At 71.4% G+C, this 13,632-nt stretch carries 12 protein-coding genes; 6 read left to right on the forward strand and 6 right to left on the reverse strand.

From position 1 onward, the window contains the following. Positions 1 to 94 precede the first annotated feature (94 nt). Complete coding sequence (locus ACQ0O7_RS14155; RefSeq protein ID WP_430782494.1) at positions 95 to 583, forward strand: CAP domain-containing protein; 489 nt, start codon at positions 95 to 97, stop codon at positions 581 to 583. Positions 584 to 641: 58 nt separating this feature from the next. Here the strand turns inward: ACQ0O7_RS14155 and pntB are convergent, their stop codons facing one another. Together pntB and ACQ0O7_RS14165 are read right to left on the reverse strand one after the other, a co-directional pair. Continuing rightward, positions 642 to 2,081 (reverse strand): Re/Si-specific NAD(P)(+) transhydrogenase subunit beta, encoded by a 1,440-nt coding sequence (pntB, locus tag ACQ0O7_RS14160; protein ID WP_430782495.1) that lies wholly within the window; start codon positions 2,079 to 2,081, stop codon positions 642 to 644. Positions 2,082 to 2,084: 3 nt separating this feature from the next. Then, a complete protein-coding gene (locus ACQ0O7_RS14165; RefSeq protein WP_430782496.1) occupies positions 2,085 to 3,680 on the reverse strand; it encodes a Re/Si-specific NAD(P)(+) transhydrogenase subunit alpha in 1,596 nt (531 codons plus the stop codon). A 328-nt stretch (positions 3,681 to 4,008) separates the two neighbouring features. Between ACQ0O7_RS14165 and ACQ0O7_RS14170 the strand changes: the two genes are divergently transcribed. Beyond that, the gene (locus ACQ0O7_RS14170; protein ID WP_430782497.1) at positions 4,009 to 5,565 is read left to right on the forward strand and encodes a pectate lyase family protein; all 1,557 of its coding nucleotides are present in this window, start codon (positions 4,009 to 4,011) and stop codon (positions 5,563 to 5,565) included. A 51-nt stretch (positions 5,566 to 5,616) separates the two neighbouring features. On the opposite strand, the gene ACQ0O7_RS14175 is transcribed toward ACQ0O7_RS14170, so the two are convergent. Then, positions 5,617 to 6,237, reverse strand: a complete 621-nt coding sequence (locus tag ACQ0O7_RS14175; RefSeq protein WP_430782498.1) for a TetR family transcriptional regulator C-terminal domain-containing protein — start codon at positions 6,235 to 6,237, stop codon at positions 5,617 to 5,619. 74 nt (positions 6,238 to 6,311) lie between these two features. Here ACQ0O7_RS14175 and ACQ0O7_RS14180 point away from each other — a divergent pair, with 74 nt between their 5' ends. From ACQ0O7_RS14180 to ACQ0O7_RS14190, 3 genes are all read left to right on the forward strand, one after another. Then, positions 6,312 to 7,523: a flavin monoamine oxidase family protein gene (locus ACQ0O7_RS14180; RefSeq protein WP_430782499.1), complete on the forward strand. Its 1,212-nt coding sequence runs from the start codon at positions 6,312 to 6,314 to the stop codon at positions 7,521 to 7,523. A gap of 84 nt (positions 7,524 to 7,607) precedes the next feature. Further along, the gene (locus ACQ0O7_RS14185; protein ID WP_430782500.1) at positions 7,608 to 7,790 is read left to right on the forward strand and encodes a hypothetical protein; all 183 of its coding nucleotides are present in this window, start codon (positions 7,608 to 7,610) and stop codon (positions 7,788 to 7,790) included. A gap of 54 nt (positions 7,791 to 7,844) precedes the next feature. Next, entirely contained in the window at positions 7,845 to 9,089 is a 1,245-nt protein-coding gene (locus tag ACQ0O7_RS14190; RefSeq protein WP_430782501.1) for an FAD-dependent oxidoreductase, read from the forward strand. Here the strand turns inward: ACQ0O7_RS14190 and ACQ0O7_RS14195 are convergent. Continuing rightward, entirely contained in the window at positions 9,037 to 9,414 is a 378-nt protein-coding gene (locus ACQ0O7_RS14195; protein ID WP_430782502.1) for an ABC transporter substrate-binding protein, read from the reverse strand. The two genes, ACQ0O7_RS14190 and ACQ0O7_RS14195, sit on opposite strands and share 53 nt — an antisense overlap. Positions 9,415 to 9,507: 93 nt before the next feature. Here ACQ0O7_RS14195 and ACQ0O7_RS14200 point away from each other — a divergent pair, with 93 nt between their 5' ends. Continuing rightward, positions 9,508 to 12,600, forward strand: a complete 3,093-nt coding sequence (locus ACQ0O7_RS14200; protein ID WP_430782503.1) for an NACHT domain-containing protein — start codon at positions 9,508 to 9,510, stop codon at positions 12,598 to 12,600. Here the strand turns inward: ACQ0O7_RS14200 and ACQ0O7_RS14205 are convergent. After that, positions 12,597 to 12,974 (reverse strand): transcriptional regulator, encoded by a 378-nt coding sequence (locus ACQ0O7_RS14205; RefSeq protein WP_430782504.1) that lies wholly within the window; start codon positions 12,972 to 12,974, stop codon positions 12,597 to 12,599. The two genes, ACQ0O7_RS14200 and ACQ0O7_RS14205, sit on opposite strands and share 4 nt — an antisense overlap. Before the next feature lie 11 nt (positions 12,975 to 12,985). Then, positions 12,986 to 13,429 carry a hypothetical protein gene (locus ACQ0O7_RS14210; RefSeq protein ID WP_430782505.1) on the reverse strand — a complete coding sequence of 148 codons (444 nt, stop codon included), beginning with the start codon at positions 13,427 to 13,429 and terminating at the stop codon, positions 12,986 to 12,988. Between the last annotated feature and the right edge of the window lie 203 nt (positions 13,430 to 13,632).

The following is a 13,632-nucleotide window of genomic DNA, read 5'->3' on the forward strand; positions in this document are numbered from 1 at the left end:
ACGCTCCGGGTCTGCGATCCAGTCGCCCGGACCGCCGCCGAAGACACAGGTGAGCCCGCACCGCAGCGGGATCACACTTCGGAAGGACATCTTCTTGCGCCAGCTTCTTCGCCGCCTCGCCGTGACCGCCCTCCTCGCCCCGGTCGCCGCTCTCGGCGCCGCCACGATGACCGCGACCTCGGCCCAGGCTGCGACGAGCCCGGAGCTGGCCCTCCAGAACGAGATCAACGACCTGGTCAACGTCGAGCGCGTCAACGGTGGCTGCGCGCCGCTGAAGGTGAACGCGCAGATCACCGAGGCGGCCCGGGAGCACAGCGAGTACATGGCGCGGACCGGCAGCTTCTCGCACACCGGCAAGGGCGGCTCGCGCTTCATCGCCCGGGTCAAGGCCACCGGCTACGGTCAGCCGTCCGCCGAGAACATCGCCTGGGGTTACCGGGACGCCGCCGCCGTGGTGGACGGCTGGATGAACAGCCCGGGCCACCGCGCCAACATCCTCAACTGCGCGTCCAAGAGCGTCGGCGTCGGCGCGGTCTTCGCCGCCAACGGCACCCCGTACTACACCCAGGATTTCGGTTTCTGATTCTCCCCCCCGAGTGTGATGCCCCAGCCGATCCCCCTGCGGCTGGGGCATCACCATGTCACCGGGCCGGTTGCAGTGTCGACACCGCGCGCAGGATGTCCTCGACCCGGTCCTTGGCGTCACCGAACAGCATCGCGGTGTTGTCCCGGAAGAACAGCGGATTCTGCACGCCGGCATAGCCCGACGCCATCGACCGTTTGAAGACGATCACCTGGTCGGCCTCCCACACGGTGAGCACCGGCATGCCCGCGATCGGGCTGGCCGGATCGTCCATCGCCGCCGGGTTGACCGTGTCGTTCGCGCCGATCACCAGGACCACCGAGGTCCCGGCGAAATCATCGTTGATCTCGTCCATCTCCAGGACGATGTCGTACGGCACCCGAGCCTCGGCGAGCAGCACGTTCATGTGCCCGGGCAGCCGGCCGGCGACCGGGTGGATGCCGAACCGGACGGTCACTCCGCGCTCGCGCAGCACCCGGGTCAGCTCGGCCACCCCGTGCTGAGCCTGGGCCACCGCCATGCCGTACCCCGGGGTGATGATCACGGTGTCGGCGGCGTCCAGCAACTCGGCCGCCCCTTCGGCGTCGATCTCCCGGTGCTCGCCGTGCGCGGTGGTCTCCGACGGCGGCGCCTCGATCCCGAAACCGCCGGCGATCACCGACAGGAAGGACCGGTTCATCGCCTTGCACATGATGTACGACAGGTAGGCGCCGGACGATCCGACCAGCGCACCGGTGACGATCAGCAGGTCGTTCTCCAGCAGGAAGCCGGCCGCGGCGGCCGCCCAGCCGGAGTAGCTGTTCAGCATCGACACCACCACCGGCATGTCCCCGCCGCCGATCGAGGCGACCAGGTGCCAGCCGAGTGCGAGGGCGATCACCGTGACGACGATCAGCAGCCACAGTTGCGGGTCGATCACGAACCAGGCGGTGAGCAGCACGAACGCCACCAGGGCGCCGATGTTGAGCAGGTTCTTGCCGGGCAGCGTCAACGGACTCGACTTGATCCTGGCGGACAGCTTCAGGTACGCCACGATCGACCCGGTGAAGGTGACCGCGCCGATGAACACCCCGATGAACACCTCGGCGCTGTGGATCCCGAGCATGTCCTGACTCTTCAGCAGCGCCGCCTCGGCGCCGTCCAGGTGCGCCTCGACGTGCAGGTAGCCGTTCCAGCCGACCAGCACCGCGGCCAGGCCGACGAAACTGTGCAGCAGGGCGATCAGCTCCGGCATGCCGGTCATCTCCACCCGCGCCGCCCGGTACAGGCCGATCGCGGCGCCCACCGCCGTCGCGGCCAGCAGCAGGGCCAGATTCCGGCCGCTGATCGCGCCGTCGATCGCCAGGCCGACGGTGGCCAGCAGGGCCAGGGCCATGCCGGCGATGCCGTAGGTGTTGCCGGACCGGGCGGTCTCGTGCCGGGACAGCCCGGCCAGAGCCAGGATGAAGAGCAGAGCGGCGACGATGTACGCGGCCTGCGCCGCGGTCGTGATGGTCATCGGTCAGCTCCTCGAGAACATGGCGAGCATGCGGCGGGTGACCGCGAATCCACCGAAGATGTTGATGCTGGCCAGCAGGATCGCGATGCCGGACAGCACGGTGATCAGGTCCTGGCCGCCGCCGAGCTGGAGCACGGCGCCGACCACGATGATGCCGCTGATGGCGTTGGTGACCGACATCAGTGGGGTGTGCAGGGCGTGGTGCACCTTGCCGATCACGTAGTAGCCGATGACGATGGCCAGCGCGAAGACGGTGAGGTGGCCACGCAGCGCGTCCGGCGCGAACGCGGTGAGCACGAAGAGCCCGGCCGCGCCCGCCCCCACCACGGTGAGCGGGCTGACCCGCCGCCGCTCCCCGCTCGCAGCCTCGGCCACCCTCTTGCCCGGTTTTTCGCTTTTTCTCGTGATATCCGAGGCTGAAGGGGCGAGGGCGTTCGCGGCGGAGCCGCCGGAGGTGGACGCCGTGCCAGCCGGCGCCGCGGAGACCGCGATCGCGGGCGGGGGCCACGTCGACTCCCCGTCGCGCACCACCGTGATCCCCCGCTGCACGACGTCGTCGAAGTCCAGGACGAGCTGCCCGTCCTTGCCCGGCGTCATCAGCTTCATCAGGTTCACCAGGTTGGTGCCGTACAACTGGGAGGCCTGTGCCGGCAGCCGCCCGGCCAGATCGGTGTATCCGATGATCGTCACGCCGTTGGCGGTGACCACCACCTCGCCCGGCACCGTGCCCTCGACGTTGCCGCCGTTGGCCGCCGCCATGTCCACGATGACGCTGCCCGGTTTCATCGAGGCGACCATCCCGGCGGTGATCAGGCGGGGCGCCGGCCTCCCCGGGATCAGCGCGGTGGTGATGATGATGTCGACCTCGCCGGCCTGCACCGCGTACAGCCGGGCGGCCCGCTCGTTGTAGTCGTCGGACATCTCCTTGGCGTAGCCGGTGGCCGACACCTCCACGTCGGCCGCATCGATCGACAGGTACTCCCCGCCGAGCGACCGCACCTGGTCGGCGACCTCGGGCCGGGGGTCGGTGGCCCGGACCACCGCGCCCAGGCTGCCGGCCGTGCCGATCGCGGCCAGCCCGGCCACCCCGGCGCCGGCCACCAGCACTTTCGCCGGGGGCACCTTGCCGGCCGCGGTGACCTGCCCGGTGAAGAACCGGCCGAAGGCGTGCGCGGCCTCGACCACCGCCCGGTATCCGGCGATGTTGGCCATCGAGGAGAGCACGTCGAGCGACTGGGCCCGGGAGATCCGGGGCACCGCGTCCATGGCGAGGGCGGTGATCGGGCGGCCGGCCAGATCCTCGACGAGGTCCGGGTCGAGGCGCGGGCCGAGCATCCCGACGAGGGTCGCGCCCGCGGCGATCCTGTCACGCTGCGCCACCGGCGGCGGGTTGATCACGAACACGATGTCGGCCGTGAACGGATCGCCGACGGTGGCGCCGGCGTTCGCGTAGGCCTCGTCGGAGAACGACGCCGCGGCACCCGCCCCGCTTTCGACGACCACCTGATATCCCAGCTTGACGAGCTGGGTGACGGTCGCGGGGGTGGCCGCGACCCGGCGCTCCCCCGGGTCCGGGTCCTTCGGTACACCGATGATCATCGTCGACTCCTCGGTAGATGGTGACCATGAGAACGGCCGACGCAGGTCGCCGATTCACAACATCGAGTGATTGTTACTTACCGGTAAGTAGTTGGCTAGAGCACTGCGTCCCCTCAATCATGTCCTCCGGCCCGGCAACCTTTCCGGTCGCAACGCCCACTGAGAGGTAGCGCGACACCTCTTGCGACATTCACCCCAGTCGCTCTACCCTGCACCTCAGGAAAGCGCTTTCCTGCATCTGAGGCACACCACGGCGGGCATCCCCACACGTACCGCCGACCATCCCCCATGCGCGCATCCCCATGCGCGGGAACAGGTGAAGCACAAGATGAGAAGATCTGTCGCATTGCGACTCTCCGCCGTCCTCGGCACCGTCGGCGCAGCCGGGGCACTCGCTCTCGGCGCTCCAACACCGCACGCGGAAGCGGCCGCCGCCGCGGCCGGTGACGGGTTCGCCAGCCAGAACGGCGGCACCACCGGCGGCGCGGGCGGCGCCACCGTCCGGGCCACCACCGGCACCCAGATCCACAGTGCGCTGTGCACCCGGGCCAGCAGCTCGACGCCGATCATCATCCAGGTCGAGGGCACCATCAACCACGGCAACACGACGAAGGTCTCCGGCAACAGCTGCAACACCGCGGCCGACAAGATCGAGCTGAAGGAGATCAGCAACGTCACCATCGTCGGTGTCGGCAGTGGCGCGACCTTCGACCAGCTGGGCATCCACATCCGGGACTCCAGCAACATCATCATCCAGAACGTGACCGTCAAGAACGTCAAGAAGTCGGGCTCACCGACCTCCAACGGCGGCGACGCGATCGGCATGGAGAGCACCGTCCGCAACGTCTGGGTGGACCACACCACCCTCGAAGCCTCCGGCGGTGAGTCGGCGGGTTACGACGGCCTGTTCGACCTCAAGGACGACGTGGAGTACGTCACCCTGTCGTACAGCATCCTGCGCAACTCCGGCCGCGGCGGCCTGGTCGGCTCCAGCGAGTCCGACACCGGCAACACCAACATCACCTACCACCACAACAAATACCAGAACATCGATTCCCGTACGCCGTTGCTGCGCGGCGGGGTGGCACACATCTACAACAACCACTACGTGCAGATCAAGGAGTCGGGCATCAACTCGCGGGCCGGGGCGCGGGCCCGGGTCGACAACAACTACTTCCAGAACTCGAAGGACGTGCTCGGCACCTTCTACACCGACCAGCTCGGGTCCTGGCAGGTCAACGGCAACATCTTCGACGCCGTCACCTGGTCGTCGCCGGGCACCGACAACCGCCCGGCCGGCCCGAACGTCACCTCGAACACGACGGTGAGCATCCCGTACTCGTTCTCCGCCGACAGCGCCTCGTGCGTCCCGTCGGTGGTGGCGTCCACGGCCGGCGCGAACACCGGCCTGAAGGTGTCCAACGGCAGCTGCAGCGTCACCCAGCAGCCGTCCAGCCCGCCCACCTCGCAGCCGCCGTCCAGCCCGACCCCGGGCAACCCGCCGACCAGCACCCCGCCGCCGAGCGGCACCAACCTGAGCATCGGCGCGGGTTCGGACGGCTCCTCCAAGGCCAGCGGCACCAGCTACGGCGACGTCCGGGACGGCAACCTGACCACCTACTGGTCCCCGAACGGCGCCACCGGCGACATCTCCATCAAGTGGGGCTCGGCGACCACGGTGTCGCGCATCAACATCCGTGAGGCGTCCGGCTCGTCGATCGGCAACTTCCAGATCCTGAACGGCGCCACCGGAGCGGTCCTGGCCTCCGGCACCGGCGGCGGCGTGAAGACCTTCGCGGCCACCTCCACCACGAAGATCACCTTCAAGATCACCAGCTCCTCCGGTACGCCGCGAGTGGCCGAGTTCGAGACCTACGCCAGCTGATCCATCCGTGAGACCGGAGGGGCGCCCGATCGGGCGTCCCTCCGATCCGTGTCAGGAGTGGGTGTCGGCCAGGGGTGGGCAGCTCAGCGTGGTGGCCAGCCACCCGCGGGTGATGCCGGCGGCCCGCTCCCAGGTCATCCCGGGCCGGCCCAGCGCTATCTGGATGCCCAGGCCGTCGGCGAGCGCGCAGGCACCCTGGGCGACCGCGTCGATGTCGGCGGGGGCGGGCAGGGCGCCGGCGTCGACTGCGGCCTGGATGGCGTCGCGGACCAGGCCGGCCCAGCCCTCGTAGGTGTCTATCGACTCGACGGCCAGTTCGTCGTCGCGCAGGGCGGTGCGCCAGTACTCCACCCAGAGCATCCATTCGGCGCGGGCCGCCTCCGGGGAGCCGTCGGTGGCGGCCAGGTGGCCGGCCACCCAGCGCAGGCGGACTATCGGGTCCGGGATCGCCTCGGCGGCCAGGCGCGCCTCGGCCAGCAGGTGCGCGGTGCGGGCCCGCAGCGCCTGGACGACCAGGTCCTCGCGGTTGCCGAAGAGGTACTGCAGGGTGCTGATGGACGCGCCGGTCCGCCCGGCCACGTCGGTGAACCGGGTGTTCTCGAAACCGCGCTCGGCCACCACCTCGGCGGCTTTCATGAGCAGTTCGGCGCGGTTCCGCGAGGCACGCCGCATTCCCAAGATCCACACCCCTCCGGTACGGTCCACTGGTATCCGCATACCATAAGGCGCTACCAGCGGAGGTCCCCGTGGACGTCATTATCATCGGAGCCGGGCTCGCCGGTCTCGTGGCGGCCCGGGATCTGCGCGCCGGCGGCCTCAGCGTCCGCGTCCTGGAGGCCCGCGATCGGGTCGGCGGCCGGGTGTGGACGGACCCGCTGCCCGGCGCCGGGACCGATGTGGAGCTGGGCGCCGAGTGGTTCTCCCCCGGCCCGCACGCCGCCGTCGCCGCCGAGCTGGCCCGCTACGGCCTGTCCCCGGCCGAGGCGGTCCGCGGCCCGCACCGCTGGCATCTGCCGGACGGCGAGTCCGGTCACGACGACAAGACCGCCCTCGCCGACACCCTCGACCGGCTGGACGACGACGCCGCCCGGATCGACTTCGGCCGCTCCGACTGGCACCACTGCGCGCCCGAGCTGGACGTGCCGTTCGCCGGCTACCTGGCGTCGGTCTGCCCGTCGGAGCGGGTCCGGGCGTTGATCCTGGCCTGGTCGTTCGCGCTGATGGGCGCGGACGAGCACGACTACAGCACGCTGCACCTGCTGCACGAGATCGCCGGGTTCGGGTCGGCGAAGGCGGCGTTCAGCGGGGACGCGTTCCGGGTGGGCGGCGGGGCGAGCGCCCTGCCCCGGGCGATCAGCGCCGAGATCAGGCCGGTGCTGCGGCTCGGCCAGCCGGTCGAGTCGGTCACCACCACCCGCAACGGGTGCACGGTGATGACCGCCGACGGCACCCCGCACCGGGCCCGCGCGCTGATCGTGGCGGTGCCGCTGAACTGCCTGGCCGGCATCGACGGACTGCCCGGTCCGGCACCGCACGCGGGCCGGGCGGTGAAGGCGTGGCACCGGGCCGCCGGGGTGACTCCCGGTGAGGGCACCACCGGCTGGCCGGGGACCGTGGAGACCTACGCGGTGCCCGGCGCGATCGCCGCCTTCCACCTCGACGGCGCCGCCGGCACCCCGCTGGGCGAGCACTACCCGGACGCCACCCTGCACGAGCGGCACTGGCACGACTGGTGCGCGGACCCGTACGCGATGGGCACCTGGTGTGCCGCCCGGCCCGGACAGCTGGACACCCTGCACGATCTCGCCAACCGGTCCGGTCCGGTGTTCTTCGCCGGCGGCGACCTGTCCCGGCGCTGGCTGGGCTGGATGGACGGCGCGATCACCTCGGGCGCGGACACCGCCGTGCGCACCCGCGCCTACCTGCACGGCGCCACCATCCCCGCGGCGAAGGGCTGAGACCGTGAGCAGCGACGCCGGCCTGCTGCGCCGGGCCGTCTCGCAGCCGTCCGCCCGGACCGGGCGGCGGACCCGGAGAGCACCGTGAATCGCCTGGCCGATCCGCCGGTCACCGCGCCGGGGGTGCGGCTGCGCGCCACCGGCTGGAATCCGGGCCGGCTGGCCGGCGCCGGGCTGGGCGACCGCACCGGTGCCGGCGACCCGGCCCGCTGGTCGGCCGCGTTCGGCCGGAAGGCGGGCGTGCACACCGTCACCGGCTGTCCCTGACCGGCCGGATAAACCGGTCGCCCGACCCGGGCCGCGCTGTTAGCGTCCCGGGCCATGTCGAGCACGCCGGTGGCCTACGCCGTCTCACACTGGGCCGACGACCGCTGGGCCCGGGGGTCGTGGAGCCTGATCGGCCGGGACGGCAGCCCCGCCGACCGCGTCACGCTGGGCGCCCCGGTCGGCACCCGGCTGCGGCTGGCCGGCGAGGCGACACATCCCTCCCGGGCCGGCATGACCCATGGGGCGTACGAGCAGGGGGTCGAGGCCGCGACCTGGGCGGCCGGCCTGGGCCATCGCCGGATCGCCGTGGTGGGCGCCGGGATGGCCGGTCTCGCCGCCGCCCGCACCCTGACCGGGATCGGACACCAGGTGACCGTTCTGGAGGCCCGGGACCGGACCGGTGGGCGCACCACCGGCGTCCGGGCCGGCGGCGCGGCGTTCGATCTGGGCGCCAACTGGCTCCAGCAGTTCGACGACAACGAGCTCGCCCGGATCGCCGAGGATCTCGGGTTGCGGCTGGTCCCGACCGGCTTCAACGATCCGCTGATCGCCGGTGGCCGCCCGGTGCCGGACGGCATCGGCAAGGAGTTGCGTGAGCGGCTGGCCGCCGTCCCGGTCGGCGCCGCGATGTCCGAGGTGGTCGAGGCCTGGCTGCGCGCTCCCGGCCAGTGGTCGGCTTCGGACATTCAGCGGTACGTGGATGCCGAGATCGTGATGGACTCCGGCGCCCCGCTGTCCTGGCTGAGCGCACGGTACGGGTTCGAGCCCGGTGTCGGCGAGGGCGATCGCTGGATCGTCGGCGGCTACCGCCTGCTCGTGGACCACCTGGCCGCCGGTCTCGACATTCGCCTCGGGCAGCCGGTGCGCGCGATCACCGTCGGCGACGGCGGGGTGACCGTCGACGGGCTGGCGGAGCGGGTGGACGCGGTGATCGTGACCGTGCCGCTGGGCGCCCTGGACGACATCGCCTTCACCCCGGAGCTGCCGCCGGCGCACCGGACCGCCCGGTCCCGGCTCGGGATGGGCCGGGTGGAGAAGGTGATCCTGCGGTTCGCCGAGCGGTTCTGGCCCGAGCACCCGTCCGGCTACCTCCGGGTCCACGGCCCCGGGCCGGGCGACGTCTGCGAGTGGCTGGACGCGACCGCCGCCGACGGGGTGCCCACCCTGGTCGGGCTCTTCGCCGGCCCATGGCTCGACGAGCTGTGGGCCGGCGGCGACGAGCGGATCGCCGGCCGGGCCGCCGCGGTCATGGCAGCAGCGTGGCCAGGTCCGGTCGCGCCGGCAGCAACTGGTCGGTGACGGCCAGGTCGGCGAGGGTCTCCACGGACTCCCGGTTCACCTCGGCCGGCCACTTCGGCAGCACCAGCGACTCGCGGACCTCGGGCGCGATCCGGGTGTAGGTGCCGAGGACCGCGCGGACCTCGTCCGGGTGCCCGTCGGCGTACACCAGTGACTTGGTCATCGCCACGGTGAACCGGCGGACCAGGTCGGGGTCGGTGTCGATCAGGCGTCGCGAGGTGAAGTACATGGCGACGGTCAGGTCCGGGGCCGCGTCGACGTAGCTGGACGCGATCTTGCGGGCCCCGGCGGCGACCGCCGCCTGCTGGAACGGCTCGACCACCATTGGCGGAGGTCAATACAACGGGTGGCCGGCTCCCCCGGGTGACATGACCCCGTCGGAACACCGCAAATCATTTGGTACGGCGACAATCCGCCCATGTCGTCGAAAGTCCCGTGGCGTCGCGGGCTGTTCCTCCTCATCGTGCTGGCCGCCGCCGGAATCCTCTGGTACGTCGCCCGGGTCGGCCTGACCGCGTCGGCGGCCGCCGTCGGGGTGGTGGGGCTGCTCCTCGCCTTCGGTGCGCTCGCGCTCACCGTCGCCCAGCAGTTCCCGGCGGCGACCGCCCCGAAAGGCCCACCGGTGACCGCCGCCACCGAACTCGGCGACGACATCCGCCGGCAATGGCTGGACGAGGCCGCCGCCCGGTCCATCGGCACCGACACCATCCTGCCGGTGACCTGGACCGTCGAATCGTCAGCGGTGGCCGACACCGACCAGCCGGAGCATCCGTGGCAGCAGGTCGGCATCGGCATGCTCAACGGCGACTTCCTCACCGCCGCCGAGGAGATCGCCCGCGAATACCGGCGGGTGGACAACGGGCGGCTGGTCATTCTCGGACAACCCGGGGCCGGCAAGACGGTGATCGCGATGCTGCTGACGGTGGGGCTGCTGCCGAACCGGGAACCAAGCCGGGCGGACCCCGTACCGGTGCTGCTGTCCGCCTCGTCCTGGGATCCGGTCTGCGAGACGCTCGACGACTGGGTGGTGCGCTGCCTGGCCCTGTCCAACTTCAACGGACGGCCCGACGTGCCCCGGCTGCTGCTGCGGGAACGGCTGCTGCTGCCGATCGTGGACGGGCTCGACGAGATCCCGGAGTCGTCCCGGCGGGCCGCCGTGCACCGGATCAACCACGCCATCCGGGGCGGCCGGCCGATCGTGGTCACCTGCCGGGCCACCGAATACCAGGACGCGATCTGCGGCGGCGCCCCGGTGCTGCGCCGCGCCCCGGTGATCACCGTGCAGCCGGTGCCCGCCCCCGACGCCGTCGCCTACCTCACCGCGATCATCGAGGAACCCGGCCGGCCGGAATGGGACCGCGTCTTCCAGACGATGGCCGGCGAACCCGGCGGGCCGGTCGCCGAGGCACTGTCCAGCCCACTGCTGATCTCGCTGGCCGCCACCGTCTACGCCGACGCCGGCTCACACCCGGCGGAACTGCTCGACCCGGAGATCGGCCAGGCCCGGCACAGCGTCGAGGACCACCTGCTGGACCGGGCGGTCGCCGTCCGGTTCGACGGCGACGAACGGGCCACCCGCCGGCTGACCTTCCTCGCCACCTACCTGCACCGCAACCGGGAACGGGAACTCGCCTGGTGGCTGATGGCCGACCGGCTGCTGCCCCGGCTCACCGTGCCGGTCGTCGGGCTGATCCTCGGACTGGCCGTGATGGTGATCGGCACCCTGCTGGCCCCGGTGGCCTTCTCGCTGCTCAAAACCGAGGGCCGCCAGGTCGAGCACGCGCTGATCGGCGGCGGCACGGTCGGCGTGCTGTCCACGGCGATCTTCATCCTGACCTGGTACGCCGTACCGGCCCGGCCACCCGGCACCCTGTCCTGGTCGGTCACCGGCGCCTGGCCCCGGGTCCGGCACGCGCTGCTGACCGGCTTCGCCCTGCCGGTGGTGCCCGGCGCCGCGGTCCTGGCCGCCACCCTCGCCGTGCTGCCACTCATCCGCAACTGGACCTACCCGGCACTGCACACGGCGACGGCCGGGGCGGTGACCGTGGCCGCGGCCGGATGCGTGCTCGCCGCCGGGCTGGCCGTCGAGGCCTGGCTGACCGCCCCACCCGAACGCTCCAGCCGCCCCAGCCCCGACGGCTTCCTCGCCGCCGACCGTCGGTCCGCCCTGGCCGGCGCGCTCGCCGCCGGAGTGACGGTGATGCTCGTCCTGCCGCTGATCTATCTGCTGGCCATGCCGGCCGGGGACGCCCTCGCACACCTGGTGGCCGGACACGCCGGAGCCGGGCCGATGACCGACGGCATCCGCCCGTTGGACACGGCGGTCGGCTGGGAGAACAACCGGGCCAACGTGGTCGGGGTCCTCGGCCTGCACTGCCTGGCCATCGTGCTGATGTTGCTGGTCACCCGGGCCTGGCCGAGATATCTGGTGGTGCGCGCCTACCTGGCCGTCCTCGGGAGACTGCCGTGGCGACTGCCGGAGTTCCTGACCAGGGCACGCACCCTGCAACTGCTGCGGGTGTCCGGCAGCACCTACCAGTTCCGCCACATCCGGTTGCAGGACCGCCTGGCCGGAAGCGCCGCCATCGAGGGGACGGCGAACCGCTCCCCCGGCGAGCAGGTCCCGTCCCGGCGGCGAACCCTGCTGCCCGTCGGCCTGATCGCGGTTCTGCTGATCGTCGCGGCCACCATGATCGACACATCGTCGGCCACCTCGAGACGTCTGCTCCTCGCCCCACCGCAATTCGCCTCCGGGCCGTATCTCACCAGGCCGGCCACCGCGCTGAGCGCCGACGGCCGCCGGCTGGTCGTCCTCCGCGACGGTGTCATCGACACCTGGCAGCTCGACCTGACCGGGCAGCGGACGAGCAGATATGAGGGGTTCCGCGCCGGCCAGGACACCTTCGCCGTCGCGGTCTCCCCCGACGGTGCGGAGATCGCGATGGCCGGCCGGGATTCGGTGCTCCTGCTCGACCTGTCGGGCAAAGCGTCCAAGCGATGGGCGAATCAGCGATCCGTGGCCTCCCTCGCCTACACGCGGGACGGCCGGCTGGTCGGCCGGCTGCCGACCGGGGCGGTCATCGCCGCCGGCCGCGAGGATGACTCCTGGGTCACTCTTCGCACCCCTGAGGACTGTCCCCGGGGACATCATCCGGTCATCGCGCCGCGGCCGAAGGAGTCGGACTACGTCGCGGTGACACAGAAAGGGTCGAAGAACGAGAGCCTTGACGACATCTGCCTGCTGGAGGCGTATTACAGACGGGAGACCCGGCCGTCGGATCACACCTCGGCCATCACCGCGATGACCTTCGCGAACCGGGACAAGCTCTTCACCGGCAGCGCAACGGGCACCGTCCGGGTCCGGTCGATCGAGGACGGCGGCGCCGGAACCCCGGTGTTCACGTCGTCACGCCTCAAGGCGGTCCGGGCGATCGCCGTTCCCGCGAAGCCGGGCGGCACCGTGGTGATCGCCGACGGGGCCGACGCCGAGGTCTGGTCCGGTGTCGGTTAACTCGGGTCGATCAGGGCGCGGAGGGCGGCGACATGCCGGGCGTACGCCGTCTTGCCGGCCGGGGTGAGACTCAGCCAGGTCTTCACCCGGCCGCGACCGGTCGGCTTCTCGACGTCGACGTAGCCGGCGTCCTGCAGCACCTTCACGTGTTTGCTCAGCACCGAGTCGGCGACACCGAGAACGTCGCGCAGGACGCTGAACTCGGTGCTGGTCGTCGCGTCGAGGAAAGCACAGATCCGCAGCCGGTTGGGCGCGTGGATGGTCTCGTCGAAGGGCTCGCCCGCGCCCGGCCGCGTCGTTCCCGAACCCGTAACGTCCGAAGCCGTAGCGTTCGAAACCGTAACGCCCGAACCCGTAACGTCCGAGGGCGTCACGTTCGAACCCGTCACGACCGGGCGCGGAGCTGGGCCCGCAGCGCCGCGTCGTACCGGCGGCCCAGCACCACCGTGCCGGCGAAGGCGATCGCCGCCAGGACCGGGATCTGCCACCAGGACTCGGTGTACCTGCCGGTCGCCCACGCGGTCAGCAGCACCACGCCGATCATCGCGCCCATCGCGATCGCCCACCGGCTGGCCCGTCCGGTCCCGGGGCCGGTGACCTGAATGCCGGTCATCTGCCGGTATTTGTTGGCCAGCCCGGTCGCGGCGAGCACGAACAGGACACCGCCGGCCAGCGCCACGACCGTGTTGTCGAGACCGATGGCGATCACGTAGCCGGCCAGCGCGAGGCCCAGCAGCGGATGATACCAGACCGGGGTGACCAGCCGATCGGCAACCGCGGAACGGGTGTCGGAGATGGCGGCGAGCTGCTCAGCCGCGTCGTTTTCCATGTTGGAAAGTCTTTCACATTCCAAGACGGAAAGTCAACGTGAATCGGAGCCACCGCCATCCAGACCCGAAGCCGCCACCCCGGACCGAAGCCACCGCCCCAGCTCGAAGCCGCCACCCCGGACTGACCTGCAACCGGTCCGCCGCCCGGCGCAGCGGCCGCCGATCATCGACGACGCACCGGTCCGGCTTCAATCGGCCGCGT

Source organism: Actinoplanes sp. G11-F43 (assembly GCF_050589265.1).
GTDB lineage: Bacteria > Actinomycetota > Actinomycetes > Mycobacteriales > Micromonosporaceae > Actinoplanes.